Source organism: Kitasatospora sp. NPDC001683 (genome assembly GCF_053596495.1).
In genome coordinates, this window is the sequence record NZ_JBSFGK010000012.1 from 25720 (window position 1) to 47357 (window position 21638).

22 protein-coding genes are annotated in these 21638 nt (G+C 71.7%); 21 read left to right on the top strand and 1 reads right to left on the bottom strand.

From position 1 onward, the window contains the following. Positions 1-88: 88 nt before the first annotated feature. The 3 genes from ACWCYO_RS09150 (at position 89) to ACWCYO_RS09160 (ending at position 3149) form a co-directional block, all read left to right on the top strand. Positions 89-1300: a site-2 protease family protein gene (locus tag ACWCYO_RS09150; RefSeq protein ID WP_449783847.1), complete on the top strand. Its 1212-nt coding sequence runs from the start codon at positions 89-91 to the stop codon at positions 1298-1300. Positions 1301-1347: 47 nt separating this feature from the next. After that, positions 1348-2307, top strand: coding sequence for a tRNA (adenine-N1)-methyltransferase (locus ACWCYO_RS09155; RefSeq protein WP_270148195.1), 960 nt, complete (start codon positions 1348-1350; stop codon positions 2305-2307). Positions 2308-2489: 182 nt separating this feature from the next. After that, positions 2490-3149, top strand: a complete 660-nt coding sequence (locus ACWCYO_RS09160; protein WP_270148197.1) for a hypothetical protein — start codon at positions 2490-2492, stop codon at positions 3147-3149. Positions 3150-3152: 3 nt separating this feature from the next. On the opposite strand, the gene ACWCYO_RS09165 is transcribed toward ACWCYO_RS09160, so the two are convergent. Beyond that, positions 3153-3458, bottom strand: coding sequence for a ferredoxin (locus ACWCYO_RS09165; RefSeq protein WP_207809367.1), 306 nt, complete (start codon positions 3456-3458; stop codon positions 3153-3155). Positions 3459-3744: 286 nt separating this feature from the next. On the opposite strand from ACWCYO_RS09165, the gene arc reads away from it, so the two are divergent. The 18 genes from arc (at position 3745) to ACWCYO_RS09255 (ending at position 21451) form a co-directional block, all read left to right on the top strand. Then, positions 3745-5511 carry a proteasome ATPase gene (arc, locus tag ACWCYO_RS09170; RefSeq protein WP_270148199.1) on the top strand — a complete coding sequence of 589 codons (1767 nt, stop codon included), beginning with the start codon at positions 3745-3747 and terminating at the stop codon, positions 5509-5511. 228 nt (positions 5512-5739) lie between these two features. After that, positions 5740-7251 carry a depupylase/deamidase Dop gene (gene dop, locus ACWCYO_RS09175; protein ID WP_348532725.1) on the top strand — a complete coding sequence of 504 codons (1512 nt, stop codon included), beginning with the start codon at positions 5740-5742 and terminating at the stop codon, positions 7249-7251. 183 nt (positions 7252-7434) lie between these two features. Next, complete coding sequence (locus tag ACWCYO_RS09180; RefSeq protein ID WP_030286125.1) at positions 7435-7653, top strand: ubiquitin-like protein Pup; 219 nt, start codon at positions 7435-7437, stop codon at positions 7651-7653. A gap of 161 nt (positions 7654-7814) precedes the next feature. Next, complete coding sequence (prcB, locus tag ACWCYO_RS09185; protein WP_270148200.1) at positions 7815-8657, top strand: proteasome subunit beta; 843 nt, start codon at positions 7815-7817, stop codon at positions 8655-8657. Positions 8658-8688: 31 nt separating this feature from the next. After that, a complete protein-coding gene (gene prcA / locus ACWCYO_RS09190; RefSeq protein ID WP_270148201.1) occupies positions 8689-9450 on the top strand; it encodes a proteasome subunit alpha in 762 nt (253 codons plus the stop codon). A 115-nt stretch (positions 9451-9565) separates the two neighbouring features. Beyond that, complete coding sequence (pafA, locus tag ACWCYO_RS09195) at positions 9566-10927, top strand: Pup--protein ligase (RefSeq protein ID WP_207809376.1); 1362 nt, start codon at positions 9566-9568, stop codon at positions 10925-10927. A gap of 122 nt (positions 10928-11049) precedes the next feature. After that, positions 11050-12036 (top strand): FKBP-type peptidyl-prolyl cis-trans isomerase, encoded by a 987-nt coding sequence (locus ACWCYO_RS09200; RefSeq protein ID WP_449783848.1) that lies wholly within the window; start codon positions 11050-11052, stop codon positions 12034-12036. 202 nt (positions 12037-12238) lie between these two features. Further along, the gene (locus tag ACWCYO_RS09205; protein WP_270148203.1) at positions 12239-13558 is read left to right on the top strand and encodes an FKBP-type peptidyl-prolyl cis-trans isomerase; all 1320 of its coding nucleotides are present in this window, start codon (positions 12239-12241) and stop codon (positions 13556-13558) included. A 163-nt stretch (positions 13559-13721) separates the two neighbouring features. Beyond that, a complete protein-coding gene (locus ACWCYO_RS09210) occupies positions 13722-14105 on the top strand; it encodes an FKBP-type peptidyl-prolyl cis-trans isomerase (RefSeq protein WP_270148205.1) in 384 nt (127 codons plus the stop codon). Positions 14106-14305: 200 nt separating this feature from the next. After that, positions 14306-15280, top strand: a complete 975-nt coding sequence (locus ACWCYO_RS09215; RefSeq protein ID WP_270148206.1) for a helix-turn-helix transcriptional regulator — start codon at positions 14306-14308, stop codon at positions 15278-15280. Positions 15281-15353: 73 nt separating this feature from the next. Beyond that, entirely contained in the window at positions 15354-16310 is a 957-nt protein-coding gene (locus ACWCYO_RS09220) for a helix-turn-helix transcriptional regulator (protein WP_270148208.1), read from the top strand. A gap of 27 nt (positions 16311-16337) precedes the next feature. Further along, positions 16338-16544 carry a hypothetical protein gene (locus ACWCYO_RS09225; protein WP_333493513.1) on the top strand — a complete coding sequence of 69 codons (207 nt, stop codon included), beginning with the start codon at positions 16338-16340 and terminating at the stop codon, positions 16542-16544. A gap of 29 nt (positions 16545-16573) precedes the next feature. Further along, the gene (locus ACWCYO_RS09230; RefSeq protein WP_270148210.1) at positions 16574-16750 is read left to right on the top strand and encodes a hypothetical protein; all 177 of its coding nucleotides are present in this window, start codon (positions 16574-16576) and stop codon (positions 16748-16750) included. A 259-nt stretch (positions 16751-17009) separates the two neighbouring features. Next, on the top strand, positions 17010-17312 hold the full coding sequence (gene tatA, locus ACWCYO_RS09235; protein ID WP_270148211.1) for a Sec-independent protein translocase subunit TatA: 303 nt from the start codon (positions 17010-17012) through the stop codon (positions 17310-17312). A gap of 166 nt (positions 17313-17478) precedes the next feature. Then, the gene (gene tatC, locus ACWCYO_RS09240; RefSeq protein ID WP_270151340.1) at positions 17479-18369 is read left to right on the top strand and encodes a twin-arginine translocase subunit TatC; all 891 of its coding nucleotides are present in this window, start codon (positions 17479-17481) and stop codon (positions 18367-18369) included. A gap of 152 nt (positions 18370-18521) precedes the next feature. Further along, positions 18522-19682 carry an NAD(P)/FAD-dependent oxidoreductase gene (locus tag ACWCYO_RS09245; RefSeq protein WP_449783849.1) on the top strand — a complete coding sequence of 387 codons (1161 nt, stop codon included), beginning with the start codon at positions 18522-18524 and terminating at the stop codon, positions 19680-19682. A gap of 76 nt (positions 19683-19758) precedes the next feature. Continuing rightward, the gene (locus tag ACWCYO_RS09250) at positions 19759-20079 is read left to right on the top strand and encodes a (2Fe-2S)-binding protein (protein WP_270148213.1); all 321 of its coding nucleotides are present in this window, start codon (positions 19759-19761) and stop codon (positions 20077-20079) included. Continuing rightward, a complete protein-coding gene (locus ACWCYO_RS09255) occupies positions 20060-21451 on the top strand; it encodes an FAD/NAD(P)-dependent oxidoreductase (RefSeq protein ID WP_449783850.1) in 1392 nt (463 codons plus the stop codon). The genes ACWCYO_RS09250 and ACWCYO_RS09255 overlap by 20 nt, the downstream gene beginning before the upstream one ends. Positions 21452-21638: the final 187 nt, after the last annotated feature.

The following is a 21638-nucleotide window of genomic DNA, read 5'->3' on the forward strand; positions in this document are numbered from 1 at the left end:
GACAGAGGGGCGCGCGGCACCAAGTGGCCGCGATCACGTAGCGTGGGCGCACCGGGGGCACGACGGGCGGACGACCGAAGGGATCACGGTGAGCGACACCAGGGGGCAGCAGACCTCCGAGCAGCCACCGCAGGACGGCGGGCGCCCCACCGGGCCGCCCCCGGAGCGCGGCGGCGGCATCCTGATGGGGCGCCCCTTCGGCGTGCCCATCTACGTCACCCCGTCCTGGTTCGTCATCGCCGCCCTGATCACCTGGGTGTTCGGCGGACAGCTCGGCGACGTCCTGCCCGAACTCGGCAGCGGCGTGCGCTACCTGCTGGCGTTCTTCTTCGCGGTCGCCTTCTACGCCTCCGTGCTGGTGCACGAACTCGCCCACACCCTGGTCGCGCTGCGCTACAAGCTCGGGGTGCGGCGGATCCAGCTGCAGTTCTTCGGCGGCGTCTCCGAGATCGAGAACGAGGCCGCGAGCCCCTGGCGAGAGTTCTGGCTGGCCTTCGTCGGCCCGCTGCTCTCCCTGGTGCTCGGCGGCGTCTTCTACCTCGCGCTGCGCGCCGTCGAACTGTCCAGCGTGCCCGGGGTGCTGCTGACCGGCCTGATGGTCTCCAACCTGGTGGTCGCCGCCTTCAACCTGCTGCCCGGTCTGCCGCTGGACGGCGGCCGGATGCTGCGCGCCGTGGTCTGGGCGGTCACCGGCAAGGCGATGACCGGCACGGTGGCCGCCGCCTGGATCGGCCGGGCGCTCGCCATCGTGGTGCTGATCGGCCTACCGCTGGTCAGCGCCTCCCGCGGTGGCCAGCGCACCACCACCGACACCCTGGTGGACGCGGTGCTGGCCGCCGTGCTGGCCGCGATCATCTGGAACGGCGCCACCGGCAGCCTGCGCAACGCCCGGCTCAAGGAGGCGCTGCCCGAACTGCGGCTGCGCGACCTGGCCCGCCGCACCGTCGAGGTCACCGCCGACACCCCGCTCGGCGAGGCGATGCGCCGGGCCCGCGAGGCCGAGGCCGGCGCGGTCGTGGTGGTGGACGGCCGGGGCGATCCGATCGCCATCGTCCGCGAGTCCGCGGTACGCGCCGTACCGGAGCACCGCCGCCCCTGGGTGGCAGTCGGCCCGCTCGCCCGCGACCTCGAGCCCGGGCTGCGGCTGGACGCCGACCTCCGCGGCGAGGACCTGCTGCGGGCCATCCAGGCCACCCCGGCGGGGGAGTACCTGGTGGTCGAGGCGGACGGCCGGGTGTACGGCGTGGCCGCGCTCACCGACATCGAGCAGCGTCTCACCGCCGCCGTCTCGGGCAGGTGACCAGGCCTGGTGAGGCGGCGCGCCCCGCTTCCCTTAGGATTGGCCGCATGTCCGAACCGACCGGTGCCGCCCGCCGACGCGGGCCCTTCCAGGTCGGGGACCAGGTCCAGCTGACCGACCCCAAGGGTCGCCACTACACGTTCACGCTCCAGGCCGGGAACCAGTTCCACACCCACAAGGGTGCGTTCCCGCACGACGAGCTGATCGGCGCCCCCGAAGGCACGGTCGTGCGCACCACGGGGAACGTCCCGTACCTCGCGCTGCGCCCCCTGCTCCCCGACTACGTCCTGTCCATGCCGCGCGGCGCCGCCGTGATCTACCCCAAGGACGCGGGGCAGATCCTGGCGATGGCCGACATCTTCGCGGGTGCCCGCGTGGTCGAGGCGGGTGTCGGCTCCGGGGCGCTCAGCACCTACCTGCTGCGCGCCGTCGGCGAGCAGGGCATGCTGGCCTCCTACGAGCGCCGGCAGGACTTCGCGGACATCGCCCAGGGCAACGTCGAGCGCTATTTCGGCGGCCCCCACCCGGCGTGGAAGCTGACCGTCGGCGACCTCCAGGACAACCTGGTCGAGACCGACGTCGACCGCGTCATCCTCGACATGCTGGCCCCCTGGGAGTGCCTGGACGTCGCCTCCAAGGCGCTCGTCCCCGGCGGCCTCATCTGCTGCTACGTGGCCACCACCACGCAGATGTCCAAGACCGTCGAGGCGCTGCGCGAGCACGGCACCTTCACCGAGCCGCAGGCCTGGGAGACCATGGTCCGCACCTGGCACCTGGAGGGCCTGGCCGTCCGCCCGGACCACCGGATGATCGGCCACACCGGCTTCCTGCTCACCGCCCGCCGCCTGGCGGACGGCGTCGAGCCGCCGCTGCGCCGCCGCCGCCCGGCCAAGGGCGCCTACGGCGAGGACTACGACAGCGGGGCGCCCGAGCCGACCCTGCAGGAGCGCGCCGCGGCCCGCAAGGCCGCCCGCGACTCCGAGGCCGAGCAGCCCGACCTGGGCTGAGTCCGAACCTGAAGAAGGGGTGGTGCGAGCGTCACGCTCGCGCCACCCCTTCCGTTTGTCGCCGGCTTGCCTCCGGGCGCTCCGACCAGGCGCCGACGTTCCTCATTCCGGCGCTCGTCGCTTTCGGCACCGGCGCGCCCTTCGGCTCCCCGGCCGACCGCGGATGGGCACGGTGTGGGACGATGCTCGCTCACGCAGACCAGCTCCTGGAGCTCTGGAGGGGACGCCTGGTGGAGACCGCGGTCGGGACGACGGCGACGGCTGGACAGCAGACATCGCGGGGCCGCACCGGGCCCGGTCACGCGCGAACCGCCCCCTGGCACTGGGCCGTTGCCCTGGCCGGCTGCGGCGCGGTGGTGGCCGCGGCCCTCGCCGCCTCCCCGGCGACCGGCACCCCGTTGGCCGCCGGCGGCACCCCCAGGGCCCTCGCCGCGAGCGCCGCCCCCGACCCGGCCCGGGCCCAACTGCCGATGGACTGCGGCCCGTTCCCGGTCAGGACGGTGCTCAGCGTGCCCGCCGAGCTGGGCGACGGACGTCCCGGTACGGTCGTCGCCGCGCAGTGCGCCACCGACACCGGCACCCCGCCGGACTCCGTCTACCTGCTCGGCTTCGGCCCGGGCGAGCGCCCGGTGGTGGTCGCCACCCTGCTGACCGAGCGGGAGAACCTCACCCTGAGCCGGCTCGCGGTGCGCTCCGACGGCGCCATCACCGGCCGCGCGCAGGGGTATTCGAGCGACGGCGTGCCACGCTTCCGACCCGACGTCTCACTCGACCTCACCTGGGCGCACAAGGGCGGCGGCTGGCAACGCTTCCAGACCGCCGCCCCGGCAGGCTCCGCTTAGGAGTTATTCGGCGTCCGGCCCGTAGACCTCGACCCGGTCGGCGACCCGGCGCACGTGGATGCAGTCGCCGGGGCACTCCTTCGCCGAGTCCACCACGTCCTGAAGGAGCGTCAGCGGCACCGGGGCGGTCTCCCCGGGCTGCTGGCGCAGCTCGTCGTCCGGGCCCTTCACGTACGCGAGTCCGTCGATGTCCAGCTCGAAGACCTCGGGCGCGTACTGGGCGCAGATGCCGTCGCCGGTGCACAGATCCTGGTCGATCCACACCTCCAGCTCCTCGGTCGCCGCCGCGGTCTGCTCGGTCACCGACATGGTCCCCTGCCGTTTCTGTCCCGGGTCGCCCCTATTCCTGGAGCAATCCCGCCATTCGTACAACGATCGGACCCAAGCACGGCGGTCGCGATCGGATATCACTTCGCTCGACGATACATCTGGCCCGCTTTGGGTGGTGCGCGGTGGGTATCCCCTTAGCAGAGGGGAAGCACGCTGGGGCGAAGATCGGACACGCCCGTTCCATCTTTCTTGATCTAGGGGTTTACGGACCCCTGGTCCCAGGTAGGGTCTGGAAGCGTCCAGCTCCCCGGAGGAGGTGAGGACCGTGGCAGCCCACGATGACGACTACAACCGCAGCACCGGCAGGCCCGCTCGTGGTTCCGACGAGGCCGCTCAGGTCTCGTACCTTGAGCAGGAAATCGCCGTACTGCGCCGCAAGCTCGCCGACTCGCCGCGCAATTCGAGAATCCTCGAAGAGCGGATCGTCGAGCTCCAGACCAACCTGGCCGGCGTGACCGCCCAGAACGAACGACTCGCCTCCACCCTGCGCGAGGCCCGCGACCAGATCGTGGCCCTCAAGGAGGAAGTGGACCGGCTGGCACAGCCGCCGGCCGGGTTCGGCACCTTCCTCGAGGCGAACGAGGACGGTACCGCCGACATCTTCACCGGCGGTCGCAAGCTCCGCGTCAACGTCAGTCCGAACGTCGCCCTCGACGAACTGCGGCGCGGCCAGGAAGTGATGCTCAACGAGGCCCTCAACATCGTGGACGCGATGGCCTTCGAGCGCATCGGCGAGATCGTCACCCTCAAGGAGATCCTCGAGGACGGCGAGCGCGCCCTGGTCATCGGCCACACCGACGAGGAGCGCGTGGTGCGCCTCGCCGAACCGCTGCGCGAGGTCACCATCCGGGCGGGGGACGCCCTGCTGCTGGAGCCCCGCTCCGGCTACGTGTACGAGGTCGTGCCGAAGTCCGAGGTCGAGGAGCTGGTCCTCGAGGAGGTCCCGGACATCGACTACCGCCAGATCGGCGGCCTGAACAACCAGATCGAGCTGATCCGCGACGCGGTCGAGCTGCCGTACCTGCACGCCGACCTGTTCAAGGAGTACGAGCTGCGCCCGCCCAAGGGCGTGCTGCTCTACGGCCCGCCCGGCTGCGGCAAGACGCTGATCGCCAAGGCGGTCGCCAACTCGCTGGCCAAGAAGGTCGCCGAGGTCACCGGCCGCCCCCAGGGGAAGAGCTACTTCCTCAACATCAAGGGCCCCGAGCTGCTCAACAAGTACGTGGGCGAGACCGAGCGGCAGATCCGCCTGGTCTTCCAGCGAGCCCGGGAGAAGGCGGGCGAGGGCACGCCCGTCATCGTCTTCTTCGACGAGATGGAGTCGCTGTTCCGCACCCGCGGCTCCGGCGTCAGCTCGGACGTGGAGAACACCATCGTCCCGCAGCTGCTCGCCGAGATCGACGGCGTGGAGGGCCTCGAGAACGTCATCGTCATCGGCGCCTCGAACCGAGAGGACATGATCGACCCGGCGATCCTGCGGCCCGGCCGCCTGGACGTCAAGATCAAGATCGAGCGCCCGGACGCCGAGGCCGCGAAGGACATCTTCTCCAAGTACCTCAGGGACTCGCTGCCGTTCCACCCGGACGACCTCAAGGAGCACGACGGCTCCGTCGAGGCCACGGTGGCGGCGATGATCCAGTCGGTCGTGGAGCGGATGTACTCCGAGACCGAGGAGAACCGCTTCCTGGAGGTCACCTACGCGAACGGTGACAAGGAGGTCCTGTACTTCAAGGACTTCAACTCCGGTGCCATGATCCAGAACATCGTCGACCGCGCGAAGAAGATGGCCATCAAGGACTTCCTCGACCACGGTCAGCGCGGTCTGCGCGTCTCCCACCTGCTCGCCGCCTGCGTGGACGAGTTCAAGGAGAACGAGGACCTGCCGAACACCACCAACCCGGACGACTGGGCCCGCATCTCCGGCAAGAAGGGCGAGCGGATCGTCTTCATCCGCACGCTGGTCACCGGCAAGCAGGGCGCCGAGTCCGGCCGCTCGATCGACACTGTCGCCAACACGGGGCAGTACCTGTAAGCACACGGTTGTCCGGGCCGGCAGCGGTCCCCGGAGCTGTACGCACACCGTCCGGCTGTGGCGCCTCGCGGCCCCGCAGCCGGACGGCGCGTCTCGGGGCCCGCCGATCGGCGCCGGGAAATAGGCTCGACCCACCGTCCGCGGGCAGACGTCCGGCGTCGGTGTTGTTCAGCGGTACGTCAGCGTGTTCCGCCCGTCGGGGGCGGTGCACCGGGCAAGGAGGGCCGCATGACCGTACGGCGCGTGATGGGCATCGAGACCGAGTACGGGATCTCCGTGCCCGGGCACCCCAACGCCAACGCCATGCTCACCTCGTCCCAGATCGTCAACGCGTACGCGGCGGCGATGCACCGGGCACGGCGGGCCCGCTGGGACTTCGAGGAGGAGAACCCGCTGCGCGACGCGCGGGGCTTCGACCTCGCGCGCGAGGTGGCGGACGCGAGCCAGCTGACCGACGAGGACATCGGCCTCGCCAACGTCATCCTGACCAACGGGGCCCGGTTCTACGTGGACCACGCGCACCCCGAGTACAGCTCGCCCGAGGTGACCAACCCGCGCGACGCCGTGCTGTGGGACAAGGCCGGCGAGCGGATCATGGCGGCCGCGGCCCAGCGCGCGCTGGAACTGCCCAACGGGCAGAACATCCACCTGTACAAGAACAACACCGACAACAAGGGCGCCTCCTACGGCACCCACGAGAACTACCTGATGAAGCGGGCGACGCCGTTCGCCGACATCGTCCGCCACCTCACCCCCTTCTTCGTCTCCCGCCAGGTGGTCACCGGCGCCGGCCGGGTCGGCATCGGCCAGGACGGCTCGGCGCACGGCTTCCAGATCAGCCAGCGGGCGGACTACTTCGAGGTCGAGGTCGGCCTGGAGACCACCCTCAAGCGGCCGATCATCAACACCCGGGACGAACCGCACGCCGACGCCGAGAAGTACCGCCGGCTGCACGTGATCATCGGGGACGCCAACCTCTCCGAGATCTCCACCTACCTCAAGCTGGGCACCACCTCGCTGGTCCTGTCGATGATCGAGGACTCCTTCATCGCCTCCGACCTCGCCGTCGACCAGCCGGTGCGCACCCTGCACCGGGTCTCCCACGACCCGACCCTCAAGCACCTGATCACCCTGCGCAACGGGCGCAAGCTCACCGCCGTCCAGCTGCAGCTGGAGTACTTCGAGCTGGCCCGCAAGTACGTCGAGGACCGCTTCGGCACCGACGCGGACGAGCAGACCGTGGACGTGCTGGCGCGTTGGGAGGACGTCCTCGGGCGGCTGGAGCGCGACCCGATGTCGCTCTCCAAGCAGCTGGACTGGATCGCCAAGCGGGAGATCCTGGAGGGCTACCGCAGCCGGGACGCCCTGGAGTGGAACAACCCGCGGCTGCATCTGGTCGACCTCCAGTACAGCGACGTACGGGCCGAGAAGGGGCTGTACAACCGTCTGGTGGCCCGCGGCCGGTTCGAGCGGCTGCTGACCGAGGAGGAGGTCGAGCGGGCCGTCTCCAAGCCCCCGGAGGACACCAGGGCCTACTTCCGCGGGCGCTGCCTGGAGCAGTACGCGGAGCACGTCGCGGCGGCCTCCTGGGACTCGGTGATCTTCGACCTGCCGGGCCGGGACTCCCTGCAGCGGGTGCCCACCCTGGAGCCGCTGCGCGGCACCCGCAACCACGTCAAGGAGCTGCTGGACCGCTGCCGCACGGCGGAGGACCTGCTGCGCGTCCTGGCCGGTGGGTAACTTTTCGATCACCACGGGTGAACGTCCGCCGAATGGGAATCATCCGGGGTGGCAGCGGGTGTTGGACAGGAAGCGCCACCGGCAAACCGGGAGCGGCAGTCGCACCTTGTGTATAGGGTCGGTGCCAACCGGCAACGACCGACCGACCAAACCGTGCCAGACGATTCGAGCGGGGTGAGGGAAATGGCGAGCAAGGATACCGGCGGCGGCCAGCAGCGGGCAAACCGCTCCTCCGAGGAGGTCGAGGAGCAAGTCGCGGAAACCCAGAATTCCGATGACCTCAAGGAGCGCCAGGAAAAGCTGAGCGACGACGTCGACGCGGTGCTGGACGAAATCGACGAAGTGCTCGAGAGCAATGCCGAGGATTTCGTGCGTGGATTTGTCCAGAAGGGTGGGCAATAGTCCGTTCCCGGTATTCGGGAATTCACGGTCGTGACCGTCCCGGACGGTCGGGTGGCAACGTCCGCCCGGCCGTCCGGCTCCGGCCCCTCCACGCGTGGACAGTGATCGTCGGCGGGTAGGGTGCGGGCATTGCGCGCTTCAAGCTACCTGGAAGGAATCGTGTGGAAGCCAACACTCGTGGCACCGGGCGTCTACCGGCTGCCTTCCTGACCCCGGGGTCCTCCTCGTTCCTCGACTTCCTCGCCGAGCACAAGCCGGAGCTGATCCCCGGTCGCGGCGGGCTCCCCGAGGGATCGGTGGTGGAGGCCCCGCACGGGACCACGATCGTGGCCGCGGTCTTCGACGGCGGTGTGGTGATCGCCGGTGACCGCCGGGCGACCATGGGCAACGTCATCGCCCAGCGCGACATCGAGAAGGTGTTCCCGGCCGACGAGTACAGCGCGGTCGGCATCGCCGGCACCGCCGGCCTCGCGGTCGAGATGGTGCGGCTGTTCCAGCTGGAGCTGGAGCACTACGAGAAGATCGAGGGCACCACGCTCTCCCTGGAGGGCAAGGCCAACCGCCTCACCAGCATGATCCGGGGCAACCTGGGCATGGCGATGCAGGGCCTCGCGGTGGTGCCGATCTTCGCCGGCTACGACCTCGACCTGGGCCGCGGCCGGATCTTCAACTACGACGTCACCGGCGGGCGCTCCGAGGAGCGCGGCTTCGCCGCCACCGGCTCGGGTTCGGTCTTCGCCCGCGGCTCGATGAAGAAGCTGTACCGCGAGGACCTGACGGCCGAGCAGGCCGTCACCCTGGTCGTCCAGGCGTTGTACGACGCGGCGGACGACGACTCCGCCACCGGCGGCCCGGACCTGGCCCGCAAGATCTTCCCGATCGTCTCGCTGATCACCGAGGACGGCTTCCGCCGGCTCACCGACGCCGAGGTCGCGGAGACCGCGGTCGCCATCACCGACGAGCGCCTGACCCGGCCCAACGGCCCGCAGGCCCCGCTGATCTAGCCATCACCTCACAGGAAAGGGACGACCGCCGGTGTCGACACCGTTCTACGTCTCGCCCCAGCAGGCCATGGCGGACCGCGCGGAGTACGCCCGCAAGGGCATCGCTCGCGGCCGCAGCGTGGTCGTGCTCACCTACGCCGACGGCATCGTCTTCGTCGCGGAGAACACCTCCAGGGCGCTCCACAAGGTCTCCGAGATCTACGACAAGATCGCCTTCGCGGCGGTCGGCCGCTACAACGAGTTCGAGAACCTGCGCATCGGCGGCGTCCGCTACGCCGACCTGCGCGGCTACTCCTACGACCGGGCCGACGTCACCGCCCGGGGCCTCGCCAACGTGTACGCCCAGACCCTGGGCACCGTCTTCTCCTCGGTCGGCGAGAAGCCGTACGAGGTCGAGCTGATCGTCGCCGAGGTCGGCCGGACCGCGGACAACGACCAGATCTACCGGCTCACCCCGGACGGCTCGGTCGTCGACGAGAAGAACTACGTCGTGGTCGGCGGCAACGCCGACTCGATCGGCAACTACCTGGGCCAGCGCCACCGCGTCGGCATGAGCCTCACCGAGGCGGTGAAGGTCGCGGTGGACTCGCTCGCCCGCGACCCCAACGGCGGCAGCCCGCGGGCCCTCACCCCGGAACAGCTGGAGGTCGCGGTCCTCGACCGCCAGCGGTTCCAACAGCGCAAGTTCAAGCGGATCCTGGGCAACCAGCTCGGCCGGCTGCTCGACGGGGACCAGTCCGCCGAGGCGGACGACGAGGACGACCCGGCGGCCACCCCGCCGTCGGACGAGTAGTGCCTGCGGAGTCCCGTGCGGCGAGCGGATCGCCGTACGGGACTCCGGTGCCCCTGCGGCGGCCCAGTCGTCGTGGAGGCGGTTTCGGACAGCTCCGACCAGCAAAGGAGTGCTCATGGACCGCCGGATTTTCGGGCTGGAGAACGAGTACGGCGTGACCTGCACGTTCCGCGGGCAGCGGAGGCTGTCGCCGGACGAGGTCGCGCGGTACCTGTTCCGCCGGGTCGTCTCCTGGGGCCGCAGCAGCAACGTCTTCCTGCGCAACGGCGCCCGGCTCTACCTCGACGTCGGCTCCCACCCCGAGTACGCCACCCCCGAGTGCGACGACGTGGTCGAGCTGGTGACGCACGACAAGGCGGGCGAGCGCATCCTCGAGGGACTCCTGGTGGACGCCGAGCGGCGGCTGCACGAGGAGGGCATCGCGGGGGACGTCTACCTCTTCAAGAACAACACCGACTCGGCCGGCAACTCCTACGGCTGCCACGAGAACTACCTGGTGGCCCGGCACGGCGAGTTCTCCCGGCTGGCCGACGTGCTGATCCCGTTCCTCGTCACGCGCCAACTGATCTGCGGCGCGGGCAAGGTGCTGCAGACCCCGCGCGGCGCGGTGTACTGCGTCAGCCAGCGGGCCGAGCACATCTGGGAGGGCGTCAGCTCCGCCACCACCCGCTCCCGCCCGATCATCAACACCCGGGACGAGCCGCACGCGGACGCCGAGCGCTACCGCCGGCTGCACGTGATCGTCGGTGACTCCAACATGTCCGAGACCACCACCCTGCTCAAGGTCGGCGCCACCGACCTGGTGCTGCGGCTGATCGAGGCCGGCGTGGTGATGCGCGACCTCACCCTGGAGAACCCGATCCGGGCGATCCGCGAGGTCAGCCACGACCTCACCGGCACCCACCAGGTGCGCCTGGCCAACGGCCGGGAAGCCAGCGCGCTGGACATCCAGGAGGAGTACTACACCAAGGCCCTGGAGTTCGCCGACCGCAAGGGCATCAACACCGGCACCGTCGCCCGGGTCCTCGACCTGTGGGGCCGCACCCTGGAGGCCGTGCGCACCGAGCGGCTCGACGGGGTGGCCACCGAGATCGACTGGATCATGAAGTACAAGCTCATCGAGCGCTACCGCGAGAAGCACCAGATGAGCATGTCCAACCCGCGGGTGGCCCAGATCGACCTCGCGTACCACGACATCCACCGCCGGCGCGGCCTGTTCTACCTGCTCCAGGGCAAGGGCCAGGCGCAGCGGGTGACCACCGACCTCAAGACCTTCGAGGCCAAGTCGATCCCACCGCAGACCACCCGGGCCCGGCTGCGCGGGGACTTCATCCGCCGGGCGCAGGAGCAGCGCCGGGACTTCACGGTGGACTGGGTGCACCTGAAGCTGAACGACCAGGCGCAGCGCACGGTGCTGTGCAAGGACCCGTTCCGTTCGGTGGACGAGCGGGTGGAGAAGCTGATCGCCGGCATGTGATCGGCAGGCGCTGACGCGTGCGTTGACCGGCCCCGGTGGTGTCTACCGGGGCCGGACGCGTGCCGGGCATACGCTGTCCGTCGAGTCCGGAGAGCCGACTTCGACCGACAGTTAGGACCACCGTGCGCCGCACCGCCGGTTTGCTTCTCACCCTGCCGCTGCTGCTCGCGGTGGCCTGCAGCAGCTCGCCCAAGGCGGCCGGCCCGGCGGCGCCGTCCACGGCGAGCGCCGCCCCGACGGTGCCCCCGCCGGTGAGCGAGGCGTCCCCGATGCCCACTCTTTCGGGTGGCGGTTTCGGCAGCAAGGCCACCATCACCCTTCCCGAGGGCCAGCCCAGCGGCCAGTTCGTGGTGAACACGGTGACCGCCGGGGAGCGGTCGACGGTCAACAAGGGCGACTGGGTGACCGTCAATTACACGGCGAAGGACTGGACCACCGGCAAGGACCTGCCCAGCTCGTACGACGACAACGGCAAGCCGCAGCTCTACCAGGCGGGCAGCGGGCAGCTGGTGCCGGCGCTGGACCAGAGCGTGATCGACAAGAAGGTCGGCAGCCGGTTGCTGGTGGTGGCCCCGCCGGCGGCGGCCTTCGGGGCGCAGGGCTCCACCCAGTTGGGCGTCAACAAGGGCGACACCGTGGTGTTCGTGCTGGACATCATCGAGAGCCTGCCGCCGGACTCCACGCTGACCGGGAACATGACCCAGGCGGCCGCGACGCTGCCCCAGGTCAAGGACAACGGCAAGGCGCCGATGGGGATCACGATCCCGGCCGGGCAGGCCGCGCCCACCGACCTCCAGCAGGCGGTGCTGATCAAGGGCGAGGGCAAGCCGGTCAAGGGCGGACAGACCCTGATCGTGCAGTACACGGGGGTGCTGTGGAGCAACGGCCAGCAGTTCGACGCCTCCTGGACGCACGGCGGCGCGCAGGCGGTGCAGATCGGCACCGGCAGCGTGATCGAGGGCTGGGACAAGGGGCTGGTCGGGCAGAACGTGGGTAGCCGGGTGCTGCTGGTGGTGCCGCCGGCGCTCGGGTACAAGGACCAGGCGCAGGGCTCGGTGCCGCCGAATTCCACGCTGGTCTTCGTGATCGACATTCTGGAAGCGGTCTAGGAAGTCGCCGGGGGGATTCCGTACGCTTGGGCGGACGCTCGTACAACGAAGCGTCCGCCCTCATCCTGAGCTGTCATACTGCCCTCGCACTGTGGCAGGCGCCGCCCGGCGCCGAGGTCCGGGCGGGCGGTGCGGCGGCAGGCCGGCGCTCACCACGCCGGGCGCAGACCTGGAAGACCTGTGGCGAGATGGATGGGGAGTCATGACTGAGAAGACGCCGAGCCCGGGCGGGGCCGGCACCGCGGCGAACGACGGCTCTGTGGGTGACCAGGCCGCCTCTCGTCCCGGCGGCCCGATCGCGGCGGACCGCGAGTCGATCGTCGTCCCCCCGGCGATCCTCGCGCAGCAGGCCGGCTGGGCGCAGCCCGGTGACCGGCCGCGGACGGCGGGCGGGACCAAGACGGACGACGAGGCCCCGCAGATCTTCGCCAGCAACGTGCGCAAGTCCGACACCTCGGAGGCCGGGTACGACGAGAACCCGCCCGGTGTGGGAAAGCTGGGCGTGATCCTCGGCACGGTGCTGGCCGTGTTGCTGGTCGGCAGCGGCATCACGCTGTACATGGTGAACAAGGACGACTCCAAGGACAGCGCCTCGGCCGCCAAGCCGGACGCGGCCCAGACCGCGCCGCCGACGCCGAGCGCCGAGCCGGTGCCGCCGATCAAGGACAGCGCCAAGGTGCTGCCGACCGTCACCGGTGACTTCGGCAAGAAGGCCGACATCCAGGTGCCGGGCGAGGCCTCCGACGGCTCCTTCGTGGTGAAGGTGCTGTCCGAGGGCAGCGGCCCCAAGGTGGAGAAGAACAACTGGACCTCGGTGGACTACACCGGCAAGGACTGGAACACCGGCAAGGACATCCCGAGCTCGTACGACGACAAGGGCAAGCCGCAGATCTTCCAGGCCGGCACCGACGCGCTGATCCCGGCGCTGGACCAGGCCGTGATCGGGAAGAAGGCCGGCAGCCGGCTGCTGGTGGTGGCCCCGCCGGCCGCGGGCTTCGGCTCCCAGGGCAAGCCCGACATGTCGATCGGCGCCAAGGACGACCTGATCTTCGTGATCGACATCCGCAACACCAACGCGCCCGACGCCGTGGTGAGCGGTACCGTCACCCCGCCGCCGGCGGACTTCCCGCAGGTCAAGGACAACGGCAAGAAGCCGGCCGAGATCACCCCGGTGGCCGGCGCCAAGGACCCGACCGAGCTGAAGACCCACGTCCTGATCAAGGGCACCGGTCCGGCGGTGGAGAAGGGCGAGAAGGTCGTCGTCCAGTACACCGGCGCGCTGGCCAAGGACGGCAAGGTCTTCGACTCCTCGCTCAGCAAGGGCCAGGCGTTCTCCTTCGCGGTCGGCGGCGGCCAGGTCATCCAGGGCTGGGACCAGGGGCTGGCGGGCCAGACCGTCGGCAGCCGGGTCGAGCTGGTGATCCCGGCCGCGATGGGCTACGGGGACAAGGGCCAGGGCGACATCCCGCCCGGTGCGACCCTGGTCTTCGTGGTGGACATCCTGGACGCCGGTCAGGGCTGATCCACTTTTCGGGTGACAATGGTGGGCGTGTGACCTTCGGGGTCGGCCGCGTGGCCGCACCCCGACGGGCGGCGGGCGCCCGTACCGTGGTCCAGGAACGGACCGTGGTGCGGGCGCCCGCCGCTTGGTCGAGCAGGGAATTGCGAACGTGAGAAGAGGGACCATGGCTGTGAACCTGAACGAGAAGCCCGAGATCGACTTCCCGATCGGGGATGCTCCGACCGAGCTGCAGATCCGCGACATCGTCGTCGGCGACGGCGAGGAGGCCAAGCCGGGCAGCACCGTCAAGGTGCGCTACGTCGGCGTGACCTTCGAGACCGGCGAGGAGTTCGACGCGAGCTGGAACCGGACGCCCAACGAGTTCGTGTTCCCGCTGGGCGCCGGCCGGGTCATCAAGGGCTGGGACCAGGGCGTCGCCGGCATGAAGGTCGGCGGCCGTCGCGAGCTGACCATCCCGTCGCACCTGGCGTACGGCGCCCAGTCGCCGTCGCCGCTCATCCCGGCGCACTCGACCCTGATCTTCGTGGTCGACCTGCTGGCGGTCTGAGCCCGCGCTGACCTCGGGCCGGACCCCTGCCGGGGGCCCGGCCCGAGGCCGTGTTCGGACCCGAACGGCACGCCGGGGCGATCGGGCGTCGAACGCGGCTTTTGCAGTGCGTACCGCTACCGGTACGGTCGGTCCCGCCGGGTGAGGATCGCCCGGTTGGCGCACCCCGCGCGCGGCGGGGCACACCGGAAGGGTCAGCGATGGCGATCGCCAAGGCAGAGCGGCTGATGAATCTCGCCCTGTGCCTGATGAACACCAGACGTCCGCTCTCCAAGAAGGAGCTGCGGGAATCCATCGAGGCGTACCGCGAGGCCTGGCAGAACAGCAGCGAGGACGCCTTCAACCGGATGTTCGAGCGGGACAAGGACGACCTGCGCGAGCTCGGCCTGGTGATCGACGTCGACGAGAACGCGCTGGACGGCGAGCTCGGCTACCTCGCCCGCCCCGACCGCAACCGGCTGCCGGAGATCGCGCTGGACGCCGAGGAGGCGGCCGCGCTCACCCTGGCCGCCCGGGTCTGGCAGCAGGCCAAGATGTCCGGCGCGGCCAGTGGCGCGCTGCAGAAGCTGCGCGCGGCCGGGGTGCCGTTCGGCGAGGCCGAGGGCCGGACCGCCCTGGAGCCGCGCATCCCCGCCCGGGAGGCCGCGTTCGAGCCGCTGCTCACCGCCGCCCGGGACCGCCGTCCGGTCACCTTCGAGTACCGCAAGGCCGGCGCCGCCGCCGTCGAGCAGCGCAGCGTCGAGCCGTGGGCGCTGGAGTGCTGGCGCGGGCACTGGTACCTGGCCGGGTACGACCGGGACCGCGGTGACGCCCGGGTGTTCCGGCTCAGCCGGATCACCGGCAAAGTGAAGGCCAAGGGCGGGGCCTTCCTCGGCACCGTGCCCGAGCACGTGGACGTCCGGGCCACCGTGGCCAAGTTCGCGGGCGAGGGGGCCACCGCCACCGCGACCGTCCGGGTCCGCCGGGGCGCGGGCTTCCCGCTGCGCACCAAGGCGCTGAACAGCACCCGGGTGGACGAGGGCTGGGACGAGCTGGAGATCCCGTACGGCAACGGGCTGGGCGCCGACCTCGCGGAGTTCGGACCGGACGTGCTGGTGCTCGGGCCGGAGGAGCTGCGGGCGGATGTGGTCGACCGGCTGCGGGCGGTCGCGGGTATCGAGGGAGGGCACGCGTGAGCGAGTGCAGCGAGCGAATCATCGGAGGGTGCGCATTGTGCGAAGCGCCCGCCGAGCGCAGCGAGGTGGACGCATGAGCAACGCCATCGACCAGACCAGGCGGATGCTGTCGCTGGTCACCTACCTGCGCGAGCGGCCCGGGGCCGAGGTCGCCGAGGTGGCCCGGGCGTTCGGGATCAGTGAGCGGGAGCTGATCGGGGACCTCAACGTGCTGCCGATGTGCGGCACCAGCTTCCGCGGCGGCGACCTGCTCGACATCGACACCGACGGCGAGCGGATCTGGTGGCACAACGTGGACGACGTGGCCCAGCCGCTGCGGCTGGCCGCCGACGAGGCCACCGCGCTGCTGGTGGCCGCCCGCGCGGTGGCCGGGCTGCCGGGCCTGCGCGCCGGTGACCGGGAGGCGCTCACCCGGGCCGTCGCCAAGATCGAGAACGCGGCCGGGGAGAGCGCCGAGGGCAGCGCCCGGGTCGGCGTGACCTTCGAGGCGGAGAGCCACGTCTTCGCCGACATCGACCGCGCGCTCAGCGAGGGCCGCCGGCTCTGGCTGCGCTACTACTCGCACGGGCGCGGCGGGATGACCGAGCGCGAGGTCGACCCGATCCGGCTGCTCACCGAGGGCCACACCTACCTCGAGGCCTGGTGCCGCACCTCGGAGGACCACCGGATGTTCCGGCTGGACCGGGTCGCCGAGATCCGCGTCCTGGACGTCCCGGCCGACCCGCCCCGGCGCGAGCCGCGCGACCTCAGCGGCGGGCTGGTCAACCCGGCCGCGGACGACCCGGAGGTGGTGGTGGAGGTCTCCTCCGGCGGCCGCTGGGTCGCCGAGTACTACACCCACGACCGGGCCGAGGAACTGCCCGACGGCGGGCTGCGGATCACCCTGCGCAGCGCCGACCCCTCCCAGCTGCGCCCGCTGGCGCTGCGGCTGGGCCGGGACGGCCGGATCGTCTCGCCGCCCGAGCTGGCCGAGCAGGCGCGCTCGGCCGCACGGGAGGCGCTGGCCGCCTACGGGGAGGGGCGGGTCTGAGCGGTGGAGCCCGGGACGAGATTCAAGGTGTACTGCTCGCAGTGCCGGGAGAAGGTCGAGCTCCCGGCCGAGGAGTTCCGGCTGACCCTCGGCCGGACTCCGGCGCAGGCGCACTACAGCTTCGGCTGTCCGCTCTGCGGGGCGGCGGTGCGCAAGCCGGCCGGGGAGAAGATCGTCGAGGCGCTCACCGCGGCGGGGGTGCGCACCATGCGGCTCGTCCCGGCGGAGGGATAGCGCCGTTGCGGCCCGTATAGGGTGGGCGCATGTCCTGGATGCTCGTCGCCGTCGTCCTGCTCGCCACCGCGGGCCTGCTGGTCCTCGGGGTCCTCGCGATCCGGCTCTGGCTGGACGTGCGGGCGCTCGCCAAGGGCGTGGACGCGGCCTCGCGGGCGCTGACCGAGGCGGCGGGGGAGCTGGCCGCGGCGGTCCCGAACCGTTAGGGCCGTCCGGCGGATTTCGCTAGGCCCTGCGACGGCCTTCGCCCCGCCCTGGGTGGAATTCGGCTGGCCCACCCGGGGCGCCGGCGGTACGGGGGCTGCTGTGCGGGAGGCAGGGGCGGGTTACGCTCTCAGGTGGCTCCTGAACTGCGAACCGGGGCCGCTGTCCTGTTCGGGCGGCCGACGTCGGGGCGTCATCCGCAGCGGTTACCATCCGCGGCGGGCGGCCTGGCGGGTCGTGGATGCTGAAGGTGGTCGACGCATGCGCTTCTCGATGACCGCGATCGTGGTGGTCGTGGTGGTTGCCATCGTGCTGTTCGGGGCCAAGCGGTTGCCCGAACTGGCGCGCTCGCTGGGGCAGTCGATGCGGATCCTGAAGAGCGAGGCCAAGGCGATGCGCTCGGAGGACGAGCCGGACGCCGGCGCGCCGTCCGCCCGGCCGCAGGTCGCGCCGCAGTCGGCGGCCAGGACCATCCAGACCGCTCCGGGGGCCTCGGCCACCGCCCGTCCGGTCGCCGAGCCCGGCGCCGGGCAGGGGGAGCCCGACGGCGACCGACCGCACTGAGCGCGGCGCACGTGACGTACCCGACGTACGCGGCGCGCGCGACGTACGCGACGTACGCGACCACGGAGGCCCGTCGACCGGCGGGCCTCGACGCACGAGTTGAGGACCGGGGTTGAGCAAGCTCTCCAAGGCGTCGCCGAAGGCGCCCAAGGATCCTGAGGGGCGGATGGCCCTCGCCGATCACCTGCGGGAACTGCGCAACCGCGTGGTCAAGTCGGTCCTGGCGATCGTGGTGATCACCGTCATCGCGGCGATCTACCACAAGCAGATCGAGAACTTCCTGCTGCAGCCGCTGCCGCAGTGCACCAAGGAGACCTCCGGGCAGTTCCACGGCAGGTGCGCCCAGGTCTCCAACATCGGCCTGACCGCCGGTTTCACCTGGATGCTCAAAGTCTCGCTGACGGCCGGCGTGGTCGGCACCGTGCCGATCTGGCTCTACCAGGTGTGGGCCTTCGTGGCGCCCGGTCTGCACAGGCACGAGAAGAAGTACGCGGTCGTCTTCATGCTGTGCGGGGCGCCGCTGTTCCTGGCCGGTGTGGCCGTGGCGATCCTGACGCTGCCGACCACGGTCCAGGTGCTGATCTCGTTCACGCCGGATACGACCACGCCGATCCTGCCGCCCGAGGACTACTTCGACATCGCGACCCGGATGGTGTTGGTCTTCGGCCTGGCCTTCGAGTTCCCGCTGCTGCTGGTGATGCTGAACCAGGTCGGGATCATCACCGGCAAGCGGCTGCTCGGCTGGTGGCGCGGCATGGTCATGGGCATCACGGTGTTCGCGGCCTTCGCCACGCCGAGTGCCGACCCGCTGACCATGCTGGCGCTGGCCGCGCCGATCTGGGCGCTGTACTTCCTCGCGGTGTCCATCGCGCTGCTGAACGACCGGCGCAAGCGCCGGAACAACCCGGACGCCGACCTGGACGACGAGGAGGCCTCGCACCTGGACCTCTCGGTGCAGCCGGTCGAGGGTGCGGAGACGGTCCAGGCCTCGTCGGCTCCGGCGGCGAGCGCGCCGGTGCCGACCGCGCGCCAGGAGCAGATGGACGACATCACCTGAGCCGGTAGCGGTTCTCGAGCCGGTTGGCCCCGGTCCTCGCCTCGGGCGGCGGGCCGGGGCCTTCGGCTGTCCGGTGCCGGTTCGGTGGCCTTTCTGCGGTTGCTCCCGGTGCGCCCTTGGCAGGCTCGATGGCATGTGACATATTACTGCGCGTGCTGAAGACCTGGACACCTCCCCTGGACGTCGTCGTGGTCGGCGCCGGAGTCGTCGGCGCCGCCTGTGCCTACTACGCCGCCCGCGCCGGGCTCGCCGTCGCCGTCGTCGACCGCGGGCCGGTCGCCGGGGGCACCACCGGGGCGGGTGAGGGCAACCTGCTGGTCTCCGACAAGGAGCCCGGACCCGAGCTCGACCTCGCCCTGCTCAGCATCCGGCTCTGGCGCGAACTCGCCGAACAGCTCGGCCCGGCCGTGGAGTACGAGCCCAAGGGCGGCGTGGTGGTCGCCTCGACGGCCGCCGGGCAGCAGGCGCTGCGGGCCTTCGCCGCCGGGCAGACCGCGGCCGGGGTGACCGCCGAAGAGGTCCCGGCCGAGCGGCTGCACGAGCTGGAACCCCACCTCGCCCCCGGACTGGCGGGCGGCTACCACTACCCGCAGGACGCCCAGGTGCAGCCCGCGCTCGCCGCCGCCCACCTGCTGCGCGAGGCTCGCCGGATGGGCGCCGAGCTGAGCACCGGGGAGAGCGTGACGGCCGTCGAGCGGGGGCCGGACGGCGCGGTGCGCGGCGTCCGCACCGACCGGCGCCGCCTGGCCGCGCCCGCCGTGGTGAACGCCACCGGTGCCTGGGGGGCCGAACTGGCCGCGCTGGCCGGGGTGCACCTGCCGGTGCTGCCCCGGCGCGGCTTCGTGCTGGTCACCGAGCCGCTGCCCAGGGTCGTCCGGCACAAGGTGTACTCCGCCGACTACGTGGCCGACGTGGCCAGCGGCTCGGCCGGGCTGCAGACCTCCTCCGTGATCGAGGGCACCCCGGGCGGGCCGGTGCTGATCGGCGCCAGCCGGGAGCGGGTCGGCTTCGACCGGACCATGTCCCACGAGGCGATCGGCCGGCTGGCCGCCGAAGCGGCGGCGCTGTTCCCGGTGCTCGCCGAGGTAGCCGTGATGCGCACCTACCGGGGCTTCCGCCCGTACCTGCCGGACCACCTGCCCGCCATCGGGGAGGACCCCCGGGTGCCGGGGCTGTACCACGCCTGCGGACACGAGGGCGCCGGAATCGGGCTGGCGCCCGCCACCGGGCTGCTGATCAGCGAGCAGCTGACCGGAAAGCGGCCGGAGCTGGACCTCGCGCCGTTCCGGGCCGACCGGTTCCCGGACGGCTGACCGTGTTCCTGGGATTCGCTTCGTTCCTGGGATTCGCTTCCGGATTGGAGAAGCCGGTGATGGATTGGAGAAGCCGGTGACGCGTCGCCGCACCCCTGCCGCCCTGGTCGAGGCCGAACCCGGGCCCGGCCACCACATCGAGTTCGACGGGCGGCCCGTCCGCGCCCTGCCCGGGCAGTCGATCGCCGCCGCGCTCTGGGCCGACGGCGTGCTCGCCTGGCGCACCACCCGAATCGGCGGGCGGCCGCGCGGGGCGTTCTGCGGGATCGGTGCCTGCTTCGACTGCCTCGCCACCGTGAACGGCCGGGCCAACCAGCGCCTGTGCCTGCTGCCCGCCGAGCCGGACACCGTCGTCACCACCCAGGAGGGACACGGCCGTGCCGACCTCGCCGTCTGAGCACTTCGACCTCGCGGTGGTGGGCGCCGGGCCGGCCGGGCTGGCCGCCGCCGTCACCGCCGCCGACCTCGGGCTGCGCTGCGTGCTGCTGGACGGCGCGGACCGGATCGGCGGGCAGTACTACCGGCACCCCGCGCCCGGGCTCGGCGCGGCCCGTCCGGACCGGCTGCACCACGGCTGGTCGGCGTACACGGCGCTCGCCGAGCGGCTGGGCGTTTCCGGACGAGCCGAGTTCCGCGGCGGCCACCAGGTGTGGGCGCTGGAACGGACCGAGGACGGCTTCGCGGTGCACGTCACGCTGGGGCCGGAGGCCGCCGACCGGGCCACCGTCCGGGCCCGGACGGTGCTGCTCGCCACCGGCGCGTACGAGCGGCAGCTGCCCTTCCCCGGCTGGACCCTGCCCGGGGTGGTCACCGCGGGCGGCGCCCAGGCGATGCTCAAGGCCGGGCTGGTGCTGCCCGGGCGGCGGATCGTGGTGGCCGGCAGCGGGCCGCTGCTGCTCGCCGCCGCCTCCTCGCTGGTGAGCGCCGGGGCCGACGTCCCGGCCGTGGTCGAGGCGAGCGGCTACCTCGGGTACGCCCGGCGCCCCGACGTACTGGCGGCCGTCCCCGCCAAGTTGGTCGAGGGCGCCGGGCACGGGGGCGCGCTGCTGAGGCACGGCGTACGGCTGCGGCCGCGCAGCGCGGTCATCGAGGTGCACGGGGACGAGCGGGTCACCGGGGTCACCGTGGCCCGGCTGGACGCCGACTGGCGGCCGCTGCCCGGCACCGAGCGGCGGATCGACTGCGACGCGCTCGCCGTCGGCCACGGGCTGCTGCCGCAGATCGACCTGGCCACCGAACTCGGCGCGGACACCCGGACCGGGCCGGACGGCGCGGTCGCGCTGCGGGTCGACGCCCAGCTGCGCACCAGCGTCCCGGGCCTGTGGTCCGCGGGGGAGACCAACGGCGTGGGCGGCGCGGACCTCGCGCTGGCCGAGGGGGAGCTGGCCGCGCACGCGATCGCCGGGGCGCTGCCGGGGCGCGCGCTGCTGCGCCGCCGGGCGCGGTTGCGGGCCTTCGCCGAACTGATGGCGGCGGCCCACCGGCCGGGGGCCGGCTGGACCGGGTGGCTGCGGCCGGACACCGACGTGTGCCGGTGCGAGGAGGTGCCGGTCGCGCGGATCCGCGAGGCGGTGGAGGAACTGGGCGCGGGCGACCCGCGGACCGTCAAGCTGCTCACCCGGGCGGGGATGGGCTGGTGCCAGGGGCGGATGTGCGGTCCGGCCGTGGCCTGTCTGGCCGGTGCCACGGGGGCGGGGCCGGACCGGCGGCCGCTGGCCTGCCCGGTGCCGCTCTCGCAGCTGGCGGCGGAGGCGTCTTCGCCGGAGTAGGGCCGGTCCGGACCGGAGCCGGTCCGGTTCGACTCGGTTCAGCTCGGTTCAGCTCGGTTCGGTTCGGTTCCGATCCGTGGGAACGCGCGGGGCGGGGACTCTTGTCTCCGGCCTGTTCCCGTTTATAAAATGTCACACCTCACCAAGGAGCTCAACGTGTCCATCACCCCGCACGACACCACCCGAC